The following is a 14,320-nucleotide window of genomic DNA, read 5'->3' as shown; positions in this document are numbered from 1 at the left end:
TGTATGTTGGCAAGAAAGGGGTTGGAAAAGGATGGGGTGGCTGAGCAACTGGCTCCAGGAATTGATCATGATCGTTCTGCTGGCGACTTTCGTGGATATGCTGTTGCCCAATCGATCCATGGAACGTTATGTCAAGCTTGTGCTGAGCCTTCTCATCCTGCTGACCCTTTTATCACCGATAACAAAGCTCCTCAGAAGTGATCCGGTTGGCGAGCTGAAACGCGCAATGACGGCAATGGACGCTCCATCGGATGGGAATGCAACGCTCGAACAGATTCTGGCTCAGGGCAAGCGGCTGCAAGCGGGCGAACAGGAACAATCCCTGCAATGGACAGCGAAAGAACTGGCTAATGTCATGAAAGGCCAGATTGAAGAAACAACAGGAGCAAAGGTTCGGTCCGTAGAGGTACAACTGGCGATGAGTAAGTATGAAACGGAAATGGAAGCTGCCTCGTCAGTCGAACTACCTGTGATCCAGCGTGTGGTGGTCGAAATGGCAGGAGAGGATGCAGGAGAAGGAGTGAAGTCAAGGCAGCAAGAAATTGCTGCAAATACACAGCCCATATTCGGAACAGACACAGAATCAGAGAAGGATGAATCGCAGCTAACACAGCAGCCCATCCAGATTGGTCAGATTGAAGTGCCTGATGTACAGGTTGATGTGAGTAAAAGTCAACATGATGGAAATGAAGTGCCTTCCGAGCCTGTTATACGAGATCAGGCGGATGAGACGAAGCAGCAAGGTGAGACATCCACAAGGTCCGATCATGCGGTGCAGATTATTACTTTGTTGACTGAAAAGTGGGATGTTGATGCGAACAAAGTTCAAGTGAAAGAACCGAAAAGTGCTGAAGTGCTCTGAGAAGGAGGGTGTCCGATGAAACAATGGTTCAAAAAGATGGAAACCTGGATGGGTGGCGGGGAAGGCGGGGCAAGGCGGAGCCAAACCTTCCGTTGGCTGATTATCCTCGGTTTGATCGGAGTGGGAATCATGCTGTTCAATTCCTTCGTCAATGTCAAAAAAATTGATTCCGAAAATATCGGTCGTGAACCACCGGACCCGGCAACATCCATGGCATCCATACAGAGTGCTCCGATGGATCAGAACCCTTTTCAGGCAATCGAAATTGCATTCGAGGACAAAATCAAATCTGTGCTGGAAAACATTGTTGGTGTGGGAACGGTGGATGTAATGGTTACCGTGGATTCCACAGAGGAACTGGTCGTTCAGCGGAATGTGAAGGATTCTCAGCAACTTACCGAAGAAACCGATGCTAACGGGGGCAAGCGACATATGACGCAGTATACCCGCGATGGCGAGATTATCACGTACGAAATATCAGGGGATCAGACACCCATAGTGACCAAAAAGCTCAAACCGCAGATCCGTGGGGTGCTTGTGGTTGCGAGGGGTGCAGAGAACAAGGTTGTGAAGGACCTGATAACCGATGCTGTGGAAAAAGGACTGAATGTAGCAGCATACCGGATCTCGGTTGTACCGCGCAAACAAGACTAATCGGGTGTGATGAATCACAAGATTCAATTCTCATAAGATTGAAGCCAATTTGAGGAGGAAGTTCTAATGAATAACAAACGTCAAACGGTATGGCTCGTTTCCATGCTGAGTCTGATGGTCATTTTGTCCGCGTATTATCTGTTCACTGAGGATTCCGGTCCAGTCAATGCACCAGTGGCTGACAGTCAGCAAGTTGATGGAATCAAGCAAGGGGAAGCAAAGGAGACAGCAGGCATTCTTGATCCAACAGAAGGTTTGGTTGTGAATGAAGTGGTGAATAGCGGCGAAGTTGAAAGTGATCCAAGTGCGCCTGGCGCTGTGGAAGAACCGGCGGCTACGGAAGGTAAAGAAACTGGAAATACAGAGAAAACACCTGCTGTCGAATCAGGCGAGAATAAGGGTGAAGCAGGCAAAGAAGCTGACAAGGAAACCGACAAAGGTGCAGCAACCACACCAGAGACGGAAGGTCAGACAGAAGGCACTGCAACGAAAACGGATGAGGAAGTCCTCAAGGAAATGGAAGAGCAGAATACGACAGCATCCGCGAGCAGCCAATTCCAGAACTACCAGTGGCAACGTGAGGAAAGCAACAATCGCAAGTATGAGGAACTGATGACCGTCGCAGGTGATCTGAGCAAAACGCCAGAGGAAAATGCCAAAGCAACGGAGCAACTCCGTACACTGGAAGAAAAAGAAGCTAAAATCACTGGCATTGAGGAGACGCTCTCTCAACAGTTCGCTAATGCGATCGTTCAAGAAGATGCCGACAAGTATAAAGTTGTGGTCCTCAGTGACAAACTGGATGTAAAACAGGCGGTATCTATTGTGGATCTGGTCATGAAAGAATTGGCAGTTTCCCAGAACAAAATCAGTGTTCAATACGTTACAGAACAGTAATCCAAATCATGGAAATGCAGTCCCGGGAGCTGGTTGTACTCTCGGGCTCTTTCCATTTTTAACGATTATGATATAATACATAAAGCCATATGACCGTCCTAGTGAGACTGGCATGATGCCGAAGGAGTGAATAATGGAAATGTTTAAATTGAGTGAGATCAAAGAACTGATCAAACTGGTAGATGAAAGTTCCGTTCAAGAGTTGGAAATTGAAAATGAAGGATCACGGTTATCGATCCGCAAACCGGGCAAAACGGAGTATGTTCAAGCAGCTGCTGTGCAACCGCAAATGATTGCTGCTCCGCAAGTACAGCCGGCAGCAGTGGTAAGTGAAGCTGCACCGCAGGTCGATACTACAAGTCATTTACATAAAATTGTATCTCCGATGGTAGGTACTTTTTACAGAGCTTCCTCGCCGGAAGCGGGTCCTTTTGTGAGCGCTGGTGATAAAGTTGTTGAGAAAACAACGGTATGTATCATCGAAGCTATGAAGCTGATGAACGAGCTTGATGCTGACATCAAGGGAGAAATCGTTGAAGTGCTGGTTGAGAACGGACAGCTGGTCGAATATGGACAGCCCCTTTTTCTGGTGAAACCGGAATAACCGTTATAGCTGGTTAACAGCTAACCGCATGAGCTTCGAAGGAGGACAAAACGAAATGAAATTTCAAAAAATACTGATTGCGAACCGTGGAGAGATTGCGGTACGTATTATTCGTGCCTGCCGCGAAATCGGCATCTCAACGGTAGCCGTCTATTCGGAAGCAGATAAGGATTCTCTCCATGTTCGTCTTGCAGATGAGGCTTACTGTATCGGACCGACACTGTCCAAGGACAGTTACCTCAACTTCACCAACCTGATGAGTGTAGCTACACTGACGGAATGTGATGCAATCCACCCTGGATACGGTTTTTTGGCGGAGAATGCTGATTTTGCAGAAATCTGTGGTTCCTGCAACATCACATTCATCGGGCCTTCACCTGAAGCCATTACCAAAATGGGGGACAAGGCTGTTGCCAAACAAACGATGAAAGATGCAGGAGTACCTGTTATTCCTGGATCAGACGGCCTCGTTGAAAATATGGATGAAGCCATCATGATTGCTAGAGACATCGGATATCCTATCATTATCAAAGCGACTGCTGGTGGTGGAGGTAAGGGAATTCGTATCGCCGAAGATGAAGAAACGCTGATTAAGCAGATTACTGCTGCTCAGCAGGAAGCACAAAAGGCATTTGGCAATGCAGGTGTATATCTGGAGAAATTCCTGACAGGTATGAAACACGTGGAAATTCAGATCATTGCTGATAAACACGGAAATGCAGCACACTTAGGAGAGCGTGATTGCTCGGTTCAGCGTCGTCGCCAGAAATTGGTAGAAGAAGCTCCTTGTCCGATCCTCTCCGAAGATGTGCGCACACTGATGGGGGAAGCTGCGGTACGGGCAGCCCTTGCTGTGGATTACTCGGGAGCGGGTACATTGGAGTTCCTGCTCAGCCCGAATGGCGAATTCTATTTCATGGAGATGAATACGCGTATTCAGGTAGAGCATCCGGTAACCGAGATGGTTACTGGCGTGGATCTGATTCGTGAGATGATCTCGGTAGCTGAAGGCAATCCACTTTCATTCCGTCAGGAAGACGTGGTTATCAATGGCTGGGCCATTGAATGTCGCATCAATGCAGAAGATCCGGACCGTAACTTCATGCCATCACCAGGCAAAATCGGATTCTACCTTGCACCGGGAGGACCGGGCGTACGTGTAGATAGTGCTGCTTATCCCGGTTATACCATTTCACCTTTCTACGACTCCATGATCGCGAAGTTGATTGTGTGGGGGGCGAATCGTGAAGAAGCGATTGCCAAGATGAAACGTGCGCTTGGGGAATTTGCCATTGAAGGCATATCCACAACAATCCCTTTCCATCAAAAATTGCTGGAGCACCCAACGTTCATTCGTGGTGACTTTGATATCAAATTCCTTGAGGAAAACGAGATTTAAAAGGTATATTGGGCTTGTTTGTCATAATGTAGCCCAAATGATATAGTATGAATAATAAGAGCGCATGTCTCCTGCAAAGGATAAGCCCGCACCTCGCGGATGTTTGCAGGAGTTCCGGTAAAGCCGGACCGGAAGGGTTCTGAGGGTTGATTGACCTGAGTCCAGCGCCCTGACGGATGGCCGCAAACTTATCTCGCGAAAGGTGTGTTGAACAGTTATGAGTACACTACCGACTGAATTTGAACGAACGGATATCGGTGAAATCCAGATCGCACCTGAAGTTATTGAAGTGATTGCTGGATTGGCGACCCTTGAAGTGAAAGGTGTTGCAGGCATGAGTGGCGGATTCGCTGGCGGATTTGCTGAATTGCTTGGTCGCAAAAACCTTTCCAAAGGCGTTAAAGTTGAAGTAGGCCAACGTGAAGCTGCAGTTGATGTTTCCGTAATTATCGAGTACGGATACCGTCTGCCACAGGTGGCTACGGAGATTCAACAGAACGTGAAACGTTCCATCGAGAACATGACAGGCTTGAATGTGAATGAAGTGAATGTGCACATTCATGACGTTCAGTTCAAGAGCACCGAGAAAGTGGAAGAGATCGACCTGAACAGTCAGCGCGTAAAATAAAAGAAGACAGATTCCCCCGGCATCAACTGCCGGGGGTTATCCCGTCTTGGACAGGTCTTCATGATAGCGAAAGCTAGATGAGGATCTGATTTTTTGCTAGTGAACAGGTAAGTAATGTTAGTGAGCAAGGGAGGCTGTGCAGTTCGTGGCTAAAATACTGGATCGGCTTCTGTTGTTTATATACAGCATAAGCGTTGGAGCAATATCGGCAGCCGTCATTCTTCTGATCAGCGGTGTGCTGCCTTACGAATTGAATTACCAGCAGGAACAAAACGTTATTGTTGCGTCGGTTATTGCAGCAGCGATTTTGTTTATCCTGAGTTTGCGATTTTTCTACATCTCGGTTCGGCGTGAGCGTGCATCGTTGCCGTCTGTGGATCAACGTACTGAGTTTGGTGATGTACAGATTTCGATGGAGACGATTGAGAATCTCTGTTTGAAGGCGACTTCCCGTTTCCGGGGAGTACGTGATGTCAAGGCACGCATACGTGTGGTTGAGTCAGGACTGGAGATTATGATCCGTGCGGTAGTGGATGGAGAGACACCTATTCCTGCGCTGACTTCTGATCTGCAAAAGGCGATACATGATCATGTACAAGAGATTACGGGTATTCCGGTATCTTTTGTCACGGTGTATATCGCTAATGTAACCCAGTCGCCTAACTACAAGAGTCGAGTGGAATGAGGTGAGTTTCACTGATGCTGTGGAAAGAGATTTGGGATAGTCACAGAGGCCGAATTACCGGAATTATCGGCGGCATCTTTTTTGGATTTCTTTATGTATGGATCGGTTTTTGGGATATGTTGTTCTTTGCACTCTTGGTGTTCATCGGTTATACGTTAGGCAGACGAAGCGATTCGAAGCTGGGTTCGTCCATTCCCTGGAGGGAGTGGGGACAATGGCTCGGCGATCGCTGGCGTCCGTTTAAGTGACCTGCCTGAACCCTGCAATATGTTTCTTCCGAAAATAGAGCTGTAGTTTAGGTTGCCCGTTTTTTGGAGGAAACGTATTGCAGGTTTTTTTGTGAAAAGGGATAACAATAACAATACCGTGAAAGCCATTGATCTATCCGATACAGGATATGATGTGATGGTTGCATGATTTTAAAATAAGCATGATGACGCTCCAGACGGAGCGCTGCAGGAGGCAGGACATGAAAAGACGTTTGGCAAGGGAAATTGCAGTACAAAGTCTGTATCAGATGGAAATGAATGAGGTAGGCGCAGCAGAAGCTGTGAACATGCTGATCAATGAAGCCGCTGAAGATAATGAAACCGAAGTGGTTATCCGCGATGCAGATGTAATGCGTACCTATGTTACTGAGATTGTACAAGGAGCCTGGAACAATAAAGAAGCGATTGACGGGCTGCTGGTGGATTATTTGAAAGGTTGGCAGATCAGCCGTCTGTCACGTGTGGATCGCCAGATTCTAAGACTGTCTACGTATGAAATGGTGTTCCGTGATGACATTCCGGCAAAGGTATCCGTCAATGAAGCGATTGAACTGTCCAAATATTTTGGCACAGATGAATCTGGCAAGTTCGTCAATGGCGTACTTGGACGCATGATTCAGGAAGTTGACGCTATTAAAGCAAAATTATCTTAAGTTATTATTAACTATAGTGCGTGTTCAAAAGGACCGGTTTTCAGTACCCTTCGTAATCAAAAGCGGTTTTTTTGAACAACCTCTAAATTTATATTCACATAAGGGAGAGAGAGTACAATGACAGCATCTATTATTAACGGTAAAGAAGTATCCCAAGAGATCCGCGCAAGCATGACAACAGAAGTAAAACAGCTTAGCGAACAGGGGGTAGTACCTGGTCTGGCTGTTGTGCTCGTCGGCGAAGATCCGGCATCCCAAGTATATGTGCGTAATAAAGAAAAAGCATGTCATGACCTCGGATTCTACTCCGAAGTGCATCGCTTAGATGCAAACACGTCCCAAGAAGATCTGCTCTCGCTGGTAGACAAGCTGAACAATCAAGAATCCATTAACGGAATTTTGGTTCAACTTCCACTACCGAAGCATATCGAAGAGAAAGCGGTTATTGATGCGATTGCCGTGGATAAAGATGTAGACGGATTCCACCCAGTGAATGTAGGTAATCTTGTCATTGGAGACGATAGTCTGCTTCCATGTACCCCGGCTGGTGTAATCGAACTGATCAAGCGTACTGGACTGGAAATGTCCGGTAAACATGCGGTAGTCATCGGAAGAAGCAATATTGTGGGCAAACCGGTATCGCTGTTGCTGCAACGTGAGAATGCGACGGTAACCATGTGTCATTCCCGTACAGCCAACATGAAAGAAATTACACGCCAGGCGGACATTCTAGTTGTAGCCATCGGCCGTGCTAATTTTGTGGATGCTGATTTTGTGAAACCGGGTGCTGTTGTTATCGATGTCGGCATGAACCGTTTGGAGAATGGCAAACTGGCAGGAGACGTTGATTTCGAGAGTGTGAAAGAAGTTTCTGGTCCAATTACACCGGTTCCAGGTGGTGTTGGTCCGATGACAATCACAATGCTGATGCAAAATACATTGATCGCTGCCAAGCGCGCTCACGGATTGGCCTAGGGTTTTGTCTGTGGCAGATCAAAAAATCTACTCCATCAAAGACCTGAACCGATATATTCGAATGAAACTGGAATCGGATCAGGTCCTGTCGGACGTTTGGCTACGCGGGGAGATTTCGAATTTCACACATCACTCCAGCGGCCATATGTATTTTACATTGAAGGACAAGGACAGCCGGATTAAGTCGATTATGTTTGCGTCCCATAACCAGCGATTACCCTTTGTACCGAAGGAGGGTGCAAGGGTTATTGCTCGTGGTAATGTCTCGGTGTATGAACGGGATGGGCAGTATCAATTCTATGCTACCCATATGCAACCGGACGGGATTGGGAGTCTGTATCTGGCTTACGAACAGCTCAAGAAAAAGCTCGAGGATGAAGGGTTATTTTCACCTTCGCGAAAAAGACAGATCCCACGTTATCCACAGACGATCGGTGTTGTAACTTCACCCACGGGTGCAGCGGTACGGGACATCATGATAACACTCCAGCGCAGATATCCTTCTGCCAAAGTTGTTTTATATCCTGTTCTGGTTCAGGGAAAAGGTGCCGCACCTTCCATTGTTAAGGCAATTGGCAACTTGAACCGGATGGGAGAAGCTGATGTACTCATCGTTGGACGCGGAGGCGGTTCGCTAGAGGAATTGTGGGCCTTCAATGAGGAGATTGTGGCAAGAGCGATCGTCGCTTCAGATATACCTGTTATCTCTGCGGTTGGACATGAAACGGACTTTACCATTGCTGATTTTGCGGCTGATTTACGTGCGGCGACACCTACGGCTGCTGCGGAGCTCGCTGTACCTAATCGAGCTGAGTTGCTCGATCAGATCTCACAACGTCAGCGTCAGTTACAACACAGCCTGCGTCAGCGTGCTGTGCATAATCGTGAACGGCTCGCGAGATTGCAGCGTTCGCCTGTGCTTGTTCATCCAAGACGTACCTTGATGCAGCACACGGAACGACTGGATATGATGCATCAACGGTTATTAAGAACCGTGGATACGCGCATGAAATGGACGGGAGAGAAGCAAGAGCGTCTTCGGGCGGCACTGCAACGATTCAATCCTCGTGATCAGGTCAATGCAGCACGTCGTGAGAATGCGGCAGCACGCAGACAACTGGAACTTGCGATCAGATCCATAACCAGATCAAAGCAGCAACAGTGGAAATCATCTGTGCGGCATCTGGATGCACTTAGCCCGCTTAAAGTCATGTCTCGAGGATACAGCCTGGTCTATGACGAGCAAGAACAGCGATTGATCAAGTCGACGAAGGATGTACAGCCTGGAGATTCAATTAAGATTAAATTAACAGACGGACAGCTGGACTGTCAGGTTTGGGGAATGAAGGAGGACGACAATACCCATGGCGAATGAACCGGAATTGAATTTTGAAGAGGCAATGGCGGCATTGGAAGACATCGTAGGTCAGCTTGAGCATGGTGATGTTCCGTTGGAACAGGCCATCGATCTGTTTCAGCGCGGGATGAAACTTTCGCAACTTTGCGGTCTGAAACTGGAACAAGTGGAACGCAAGATCGAGATGATCGTAGAAGAAGATGGAGAGCTTCGCAAGAAGCCCTTCGGAACTGCTGACGATGAGAGCGGTGAAGTCCATGAGTAATCGTCCTTCGTTTCAAGCATACCTTGAGGAGGTCACAGCTGAGGTGACAGAAGAGTTGAAACACACTCTTCCCGATCACTGGGATGTACCCCAATCGCTGACGGATGCGATGCAGTACTCACTTATGGCCGGAGGCAAACGCCTTCGTCCTCTTCTGGTCGTTGCTGCGGCGGAAGCCTTCGGTGCACAGCGTACAGCTGCAATGCCGGTAGCCTGCGCCGTGGAGATGGTTCATACCTATTCACTGATCCACGACGACCTGCCTGCGATGGATAATGATGATTACCGCAGGGGAAAATTAACGAATCATAAGGTATATGGTGAAGCAACCGCCATATTGGCGGGCGATGCGTTGCTAACTCATGCTTTTTATAGCATTGTTCAAGCGGGTCGTCGCAGCGGTGTGACGGCAGATGCGTTGCTGTCCATCGTAGAGGACATGTCCGAACTTGCTGGAGCAAGAGGCATGGTCGGTGGCCAAGTCGCGGATATGGAAGGTGAGCAAGGCATGACCGATCTTTCACAGCTTCAATATATCCATTTGCACAAAACGGGTGATCTGATTGTTTTCTCTCTCATTGCTGGAGCACGAATTGGTGGAGCAACGGAAGGACAATTGGAAGCCTTGCGTGTGTTTGGTCGTGATCTGGGGCTGGCGTTCCAGATTCAGGATGATATTCTCGACCTGACGGGCGACGAGCAAAAGATGGGTAAGAAAACACAGAGCGATGTGAATCAGCAGAAGGTAACATATCCTTATTTTATTGGCATGGAGGCTTCTGTAGCTGAGGTGAAATCCCTTACTCAATCTGCAAAAGATGCACTTGAAAGAGCCGAGTTACCTGATGCATCCAGATTGCTGGAAATTGCGGATTATCTGATGAGTCGAGACCATTAGATTCTGATGGTGTGCTGTTTCAAAACCTGTATAATCGTGTAATGAATGTAATGTCCTTTTTCTGAGTGGATGGAAAAAGTCTGTCCCGAGTGGATGCGGGAATACATATGGAGAAGGATTCTATATAACTTGCTGGCGAAAATGCTCGTTATCGGGAGTATAGTGCAGTAAATTATGATTCTTGTTCTTTTATGTTATAATGATTTAATGTCATTTGATTCATAATGTATATATGGATTTACAACAACAATCAAACAATCTAGGAAAGCGGGGAGATTCTCGTGCTGCTTCCACAAATTAAACAACCCAGTGATCTAAAGTCGATGTCTCAGGATGATCTTGCGCTTTTGTCGGCAGAGATCCGGCAGTTTCTGATTGAGAAGCTGTCCGTTACAGGGGGGCATCTCGCACCCAACTTAGGAGTGGTTGAGCTCACGGTAGCCCTGCATTACTGCTATAACAGTCCAGCAGACAAAATGATATTCGATGTAGGGCATCAGGCTTATGTGCATAAAGTCCTGACAGGGCGTATGGATCGCTTTGATACATTGCGTCAACATAACGGCCTGTGCGGGTTTGTCAAACGCAACGAAAGTGAACATGATGTATGGGAAGCTGGACACAGCAGTACATCATTGTCCGCTGCGATGGGGATGGCCCTTGCACGTGATCTGAAGGGTGAGGACAATCAAGTCATCGCGATGATTGGTGATGGAGCGCTTACAGGTGGTATGGCATTTGAAGCCCTCAATCACATTGGTCATGAGCAGAGAAAACTGATGGTTATTCTGAATGATAATGAAATGTCCATTGCTCCAAACGTTGGGGCCATGCATAAATATTTGAGCAAAATTCGTTCGGATCGTCATTATCTGAAAGCGAAAGATGATGTCGAGGGAATGCTTAAAAAAATCCCTGCCATTGGGGACCGTTTGGCCAAATCGGCAAGCTGGATCAAAGACAGTGTCAAATATATGATGGTACCAGGTGTTCTTTTTGAAGAACTGGGCTTTACGTATTTGGGACCGATTGATGGGCATGATATTCCCAAATTGATCGAAACCTTCAAACAGGCGGATAACGTGGATGGACCAGTGCTCGTTCATGTGCTTACAACCAAAGGCAAAGGTTATCAACCAGCAGAAGCCGATTCGCACAAGTGGCACGGGATTTCTCCGTACAAAATTGAATCCGGTCAAGTGCTGAAGGCAGTGGGGAAACCGATGTACACTGAAGTGTTCGGTCAGACTCTGATTGATCTTGCGAAGCAGGATAAGCGGATCGTAGCTGTAACGCCAGCAATGCCTACAGGATCAGGTCTTATTCCGTTCAGTAAGGAATTTCCGGATCGCATGATTGACGTTGGTATCGCAGAACAGCATGCGGCGACCATGTGTGCTGCACTGGCTATGGAAGGCCTGAAGCCGGTCTTTGCCGTGTATTCTACGTTTATGCAACGTGCTTATGATCAGATTGTACATGATATTTGCCGTCATAACGCCAACGTGATGTTTGCCATTGACCGTGCCGGGTTTGTTGGTCCGGATGGCGAGACACATCAAGGGGTATACGATGTGGCATTTATGCGCCATATTCCAAATATCGTTCTGATGATGCCAAAAGACGAAAACGAATTGCGTCATATGATGAAAACGGCGCTTGATTATAATGAAGGTCCAATTGCATACCGATATCCACGAAACAATGTGGTGGGGGTACCTCTGGATGATGTGCTTGTACCAATACCAATTGGAACATGGGAGCAACTCCGTCCATCCGAAGGATATGCTGTCATCGCTTCAGGCTCGATGGTGCAACTTGCAGAAGAAGCAGCGGAGTTGGTGAAACGGGAAGGTATTACAGCAGGCGTAATTAACGCTCGCTTCCTCAAACCTCTGGATGAGCAAATGCTGCGTGATTTGGCTGTTCGAGGCACCAAATTGATTGTACTTGAAGAAACTTCCCAAGCGGGTAGCATGGGCAGTGCGGTACTGGAGTTCTATGCAGAACAGGGATTGCATGATGTACATGTACAGCTGATGGGGATTCCGGATCGCTTCATCGAGCATGGCAGTATTAAGGAACAACGTGAGGAAGTAGGTCTTACCGTTGAGAATGTATGTGCTGAACTGCGCAACATGGCTGTTCAATCATCTTACGGCCTGCCCAAAACACGTTTTCCTTCGTAAATTTACTTGATAGGAGAAAGAGATGTCACTCCCGAAAGAACGAATTGATGTTCTGCTGGTTGAGCAGGGCTATTATGAAAGTCGTGAGAAGGCAAAGGCTGCAATCATGGCTGGACTGGTGTACGCCAATAATGAGCCGATCGAAAAGGCGGGCATGAAGATTCCAAGGGAAGCCGAGCTGAAAGTTAAAGGCTCGGTACATCCTTATGTCGGCAGAGGCGGATTGAAGCTCGAAAAAGCGATCCGTCATTTCGGCCTTGATATGAATGGACTTGTCATGCTCGACATCGGTTCATCCACCGGTGGTTTTACGGATTGTGCACTACAGCATGGTGCGTCTCATGTATACGCTATTGATGTGGGCTATAATCAGCTCGACTGGTCTTTGCGTAATGATGAGCGGGTTACCGTGATGGAACGAACCAATTTTCGCTATGTGACTCCCGAAGATCTGACGGGACCTGTGCCGAATTTTGCGAGCATTGATGTGTCGTTCATTTCATTGCGAATCATATTGCCGCCACTTCTGGCCCTTTTGAATCAACCTGCAGATATCGTAGCATTGATTAAACCTCAATTTGAAGCAGGGCGTGAAAAAGTAGGCAAGTCCGGTGTGGTACGTGATACGAAGGTACACAAGGATGTATTGCAGACGATGCTTCATTTTGCGAGTCAACTTGGTTTGCATTTGCAGAGTTTAACTTTTTCACCCATTACCGGTGGAGAAGGTAATATAGAATTTCTCGCACATTGGCGTCTGGAAGCACCAGATGCAACACAACCAGAGAACGATCCAGCTTCACTTGATGCACTTGCGGAGCAAGTTGCGAAGGAAGCAGCTCATACATTTACGGGAAACTCATCATAAGATGGGTTTCTTTTCGCTGGGAAGATGATTGGTGTAAAGGGAAATCGTTACTGGATCTCGAATATATCTTCGAGGTGAGCGATAATGGATGGACAATATGACACAATCGTTATAGGTGTACTTGCTGTCTGTTTGATCTTGTGGCTGTTCTTCGGCTTGCGTAATTGGGTGAACCGGCCGATGCCGGTAAGCTTGTCTGGAATGCAACTGAACGTGAAAATTCAGGATTCCCCGGCATTGGATTTGCTTGAAGCCCAGGGTTACGAAGTCATCGGTGGCAAAATGAAAGTCCCTCTGGCTTTTGAGGCCAATGAATCCGTTTATTACAGCAGATTATTCATTGACTATGTTGCAGAACGTGAGGATCTCAGATATCTGGTGAAGACGTCTCGTCGCAGACAACCACTTGAAATGACCGGACCGGCGTTAAGGGATCGCTTCCTCAATTATCTGTTATTATATCCGGGCTGTGAAGGGCTGCTGTATGTTGACGTCGAGGATTCCGATATTAAGTTAATCAGGCTCATGGACTATCAGGAAGATGTGTATGATGGGGATGATCTGGACTAATATAAAAGAATGAACATTGCAGGGCCAAGTCTGCGGCGAACTACACTTGCTGCTTTATTGCAATACATTTAACTGGAGGCATGTATGAAAGGACAAAGGCACATCAAGATTCGAGAAATCATTAGTCAAAATGAAATTGAGACCCAGGATGATCTGGTTGAAGCATTGCGCCAATCAGGTTTTCAGGTGACTCAGGCGACGGTATCCCGGGATATCAAAGAGCTTCTGTTAATCAAGATTCCTATGGATGATGGACGGTATAAGTACTCTTTGCCGACAGATCAACGATATAATCCGATTCAAAAGTTGAAGCGTGCACTCGTGGACAATTTCCTGCACATAGATCACACGAACAATCTGGTTGTGATGAAATGTTTGCCGGGAACAGCCAACTCCATTGCAGCTTTGCTTGATAATATTGAGTGGAATGAAGTCATGGGAACGATCTGTGGAGATGACACCATCCTCATTATCTGCCGGACTGAAGATAACAGCGTGACTGTTATTGAACGCATCATGGGTTATATTGCTTAAAGCAATGGTTCAA

17 protein-coding genes are annotated in these 14,320 nt (G+C 47.2%); all 17 read left to right on the top strand.

What is annotated here, in order from left to right; translation table 11 throughout:
- Nucleotides 1-31: 31 nt before the first annotated feature.
- The 17 genes from spoIIIAF (at nucleotide 32) to argR (ending at nucleotide 14,307) form a co-directional block, all read left to right on the top strand.
- A complete protein-coding gene (gene spoIIIAF / locus MKX75_RS19045) occupies nucleotides 32-862 on the top strand; it encodes a stage III sporulation protein AF (protein WP_339166407.1) in 831 nt (276 codons plus the stop codon).
- A 15-nt stretch (nucleotides 863-877) separates the two neighbouring features.
- Nucleotides 878-1,516, top strand: coding sequence for a stage III sporulation protein AG (spoIIIAG, locus tag MKX75_RS19040; RefSeq protein ID WP_062835270.1), 639 nt, complete (start codon nucleotides 878-880; stop codon nucleotides 1,514-1,516).
- A 66-nt stretch (nucleotides 1,517-1,582) separates the two neighbouring features.
- Nucleotides 1,583-2,413 (top strand): SpoIIIAH-like family protein, encoded by an 831-nt coding sequence (locus tag MKX75_RS19035; RefSeq protein ID WP_076333257.1) that lies wholly within the window; start codon nucleotides 1,583-1,585, stop codon nucleotides 2,411-2,413.
- A 139-nt stretch (nucleotides 2,414-2,552) separates the two neighbouring features.
- Nucleotides 2,553-3,017 carry an acetyl-CoA carboxylase biotin carboxyl carrier protein gene (accB, locus tag MKX75_RS19030; RefSeq protein ID WP_036614903.1) on the top strand — a complete coding sequence of 155 codons (465 nt, stop codon included), beginning with the start codon at nucleotides 2,553-2,555 and terminating at the stop codon, nucleotides 3,015-3,017.
- 55 nt (nucleotides 3,018-3,072) lie between these two features.
- Complete coding sequence (accC, locus tag MKX75_RS19025) at nucleotides 3,073-4,416, top strand: acetyl-CoA carboxylase biotin carboxylase subunit (RefSeq protein WP_062835268.1); 1,344 nt, start codon at nucleotides 3,073-3,075, stop codon at nucleotides 4,414-4,416.
- A gap of 217 nt (nucleotides 4,417-4,633) precedes the next feature.
- The gene (locus MKX75_RS19020; RefSeq protein WP_017687593.1) at nucleotides 4,634-5,044 is read left to right on the top strand and encodes an Asp23/Gls24 family envelope stress response protein; all 411 of its coding nucleotides are present in this window, start codon (nucleotides 4,634-4,636) and stop codon (nucleotides 5,042-5,044) included.
- 145 nt (nucleotides 5,045-5,189) lie between these two features.
- Nucleotides 5,190-5,729, top strand: coding sequence for an alkaline shock response membrane anchor protein AmaP (gene amaP / locus MKX75_RS19015; protein ID WP_017687594.1), 540 nt, complete (start codon nucleotides 5,190-5,192; stop codon nucleotides 5,727-5,729).
- Between the two features lie 14 nt (nucleotides 5,730-5,743).
- The gene (locus MKX75_RS19010) at nucleotides 5,744-5,977 is read left to right on the top strand and encodes a DUF2273 domain-containing protein (RefSeq protein ID WP_017687595.1); all 234 of its coding nucleotides are present in this window, start codon (nucleotides 5,744-5,746) and stop codon (nucleotides 5,975-5,977) included.
- Nucleotides 5,978-6,198: 221 nt separating this feature from the next.
- Nucleotides 6,199-6,651, top strand: coding sequence for a transcription antitermination factor NusB (gene nusB, locus MKX75_RS19005; RefSeq protein WP_076333255.1), 453 nt, complete (start codon nucleotides 6,199-6,201; stop codon nucleotides 6,649-6,651).
- 117 nt (nucleotides 6,652-6,768) lie between these two features.
- Nucleotides 6,769-7,626 (top strand): bifunctional methylenetetrahydrofolate dehydrogenase/methenyltetrahydrofolate cyclohydrolase FolD, encoded by an 858-nt coding sequence (gene folD, locus MKX75_RS19000; RefSeq protein WP_076333254.1) that lies wholly within the window; start codon nucleotides 6,769-6,771, stop codon nucleotides 7,624-7,626.
- A 10-nt stretch (nucleotides 7,627-7,636) separates the two neighbouring features.
- A complete protein-coding gene (xseA, locus tag MKX75_RS18995; protein ID WP_076333253.1) occupies nucleotides 7,637-9,001 on the top strand; it encodes an exodeoxyribonuclease VII large subunit in 1,365 nt (454 codons plus the stop codon).
- Nucleotides 8,991-9,248, top strand: a complete 258-nt coding sequence (gene xseB, locus MKX75_RS18990; protein ID WP_017687599.1) for an exodeoxyribonuclease VII small subunit — start codon at nucleotides 8,991-8,993, stop codon at nucleotides 9,246-9,248. The genes xseA and xseB overlap by 11 nt, the downstream gene beginning before the upstream one ends.
- Nucleotides 9,223-10,146 carry a polyprenyl synthetase family protein gene (locus tag MKX75_RS18985; protein WP_082762803.1) on the top strand — a complete coding sequence of 308 codons (924 nt, stop codon included), beginning with the start codon at nucleotides 9,223-9,225 and terminating at the stop codon, nucleotides 10,144-10,146. The genes xseB and MKX75_RS18985 overlap by 26 nt, the downstream gene beginning before the upstream one ends.
- A 281-nt stretch (nucleotides 10,147-10,427) precedes the next feature.
- Nucleotides 10,428-12,335, top strand: a complete 1,908-nt coding sequence (dxs, locus tag MKX75_RS18980) for a 1-deoxy-D-xylulose-5-phosphate synthase (protein WP_076333252.1) — start codon at nucleotides 10,428-10,430, stop codon at nucleotides 12,333-12,335.
- 22 nt (nucleotides 12,336-12,357) lie between these two features.
- The gene (locus tag MKX75_RS18975) at nucleotides 12,358-13,203 is read left to right on the top strand and encodes a TlyA family RNA methyltransferase (RefSeq protein WP_062835263.1); all 846 of its coding nucleotides are present in this window, start codon (nucleotides 12,358-12,360) and stop codon (nucleotides 13,201-13,203) included.
- An 84-nt stretch (nucleotides 13,204-13,287) separates the two neighbouring features.
- Nucleotides 13,288-13,773: a hypothetical protein gene (locus tag MKX75_RS18970; RefSeq protein WP_062835262.1), complete on the top strand. Its 486-nt coding sequence runs from the start codon at nucleotides 13,288-13,290 to the stop codon at nucleotides 13,771-13,773.
- Nucleotides 13,774-13,857: 84 nt separating this feature from the next.
- Nucleotides 13,858-14,307, top strand: a complete 450-nt coding sequence (gene argR / locus MKX75_RS18965) for a transcriptional regulator ArgR (protein WP_062835261.1) — start codon at nucleotides 13,858-13,860, stop codon at nucleotides 14,305-14,307.
- Nucleotides 14,308-14,320 lie beyond the last annotated feature (13 nt).

Source organism: Paenibacillus sp. FSL R5-0341, from assembly GCF_037975235.1.
Classification (GTDB): Bacteria; Bacillota; Bacilli; order Paenibacillales; family Paenibacillaceae; genus Paenibacillus; species Paenibacillus amylolyticus_A.
This window is presented reverse-complemented; position numbering and strand designations above follow the sequence as displayed.

What these genes read in the sequence shown, in the direction of transcription:
- MKX75_RS18970 (WP_062835262.1), top strand. Translation starts at nt 13,288, where the DNA reads ATGGATGGACAATATGACACAATCGTTATAGGTGTACTTGCTGTCTGT.
- spoIIIAG (WP_062835270.1), top strand. Translation starts at nt 878, where the DNA reads ATGAAACAATGGTTCAAAAAGATGGAAACCTGGATGGGTGGCGGGGAA.
- MKX75_RS19020 (WP_017687593.1), top strand. Translation starts at nt 4,634, where the DNA reads ATGAGTACACTACCGACTGAATTTGAACGAACGGATATCGGTGAAATC.
- MKX75_RS18975 (WP_062835263.1), top strand. Translation starts at nt 12,358, where the DNA reads ATGTCACTCCCGAAAGAACGAATTGATGTTCTGCTGGTTGAGCAGGGC.
- xseB (WP_017687599.1), top strand. Translation starts at nt 8,991, where the DNA reads ATGGCGAATGAACCGGAATTGAATTTTGAAGAGGCAATGGCGGCATTG.
- spoIIIAF (WP_339166407.1), top strand. Translation starts at nt 32, where the DNA reads ATGGGGTGGCTGAGCAACTGGCTCCAGGAATTGATCATGATCGTTCTG.
- MKX75_RS19010 (WP_017687595.1), top strand. Translation starts at nt 5,744, where the DNA reads ATGCTGTGGAAAGAGATTTGGGATAGTCACAGAGGCCGAATTACCGGA.
- accB (WP_036614903.1), top strand. Translation starts at nt 2,553, where the DNA reads ATGTTTAAATTGAGTGAGATCAAAGAACTGATCAAACTGGTAGATGAA.
- folD (WP_076333254.1), top strand. Translation starts at nt 6,769, where the DNA reads ATGACAGCATCTATTATTAACGGTAAAGAAGTATCCCAAGAGATCCGC.
- MKX75_RS18985 (WP_082762803.1), top strand. Translation starts at nt 9,223, where the DNA reads ATGAGAGCGGTGAAGTCCATGAGTAATCGTCCTTCGTTTCAAGCATAC.
- argR (WP_062835261.1), top strand. Translation starts at nt 13,858, where the DNA reads ATGAAAGGACAAAGGCACATCAAGATTCGAGAAATCATTAGTCAAAAT.
- MKX75_RS19035 (WP_076333257.1), top strand. Translation starts at nt 1,583, where the DNA reads ATGAATAACAAACGTCAAACGGTATGGCTCGTTTCCATGCTGAGTCTG.
- nusB (WP_076333255.1), top strand. Translation starts at nt 6,199, where the DNA reads ATGAAAAGACGTTTGGCAAGGGAAATTGCAGTACAAAGTCTGTATCAG.
- accC (WP_062835268.1), top strand. Translation starts at nt 3,073, where the DNA reads ATGAAATTTCAAAAAATACTGATTGCGAACCGTGGAGAGATTGCGGTA.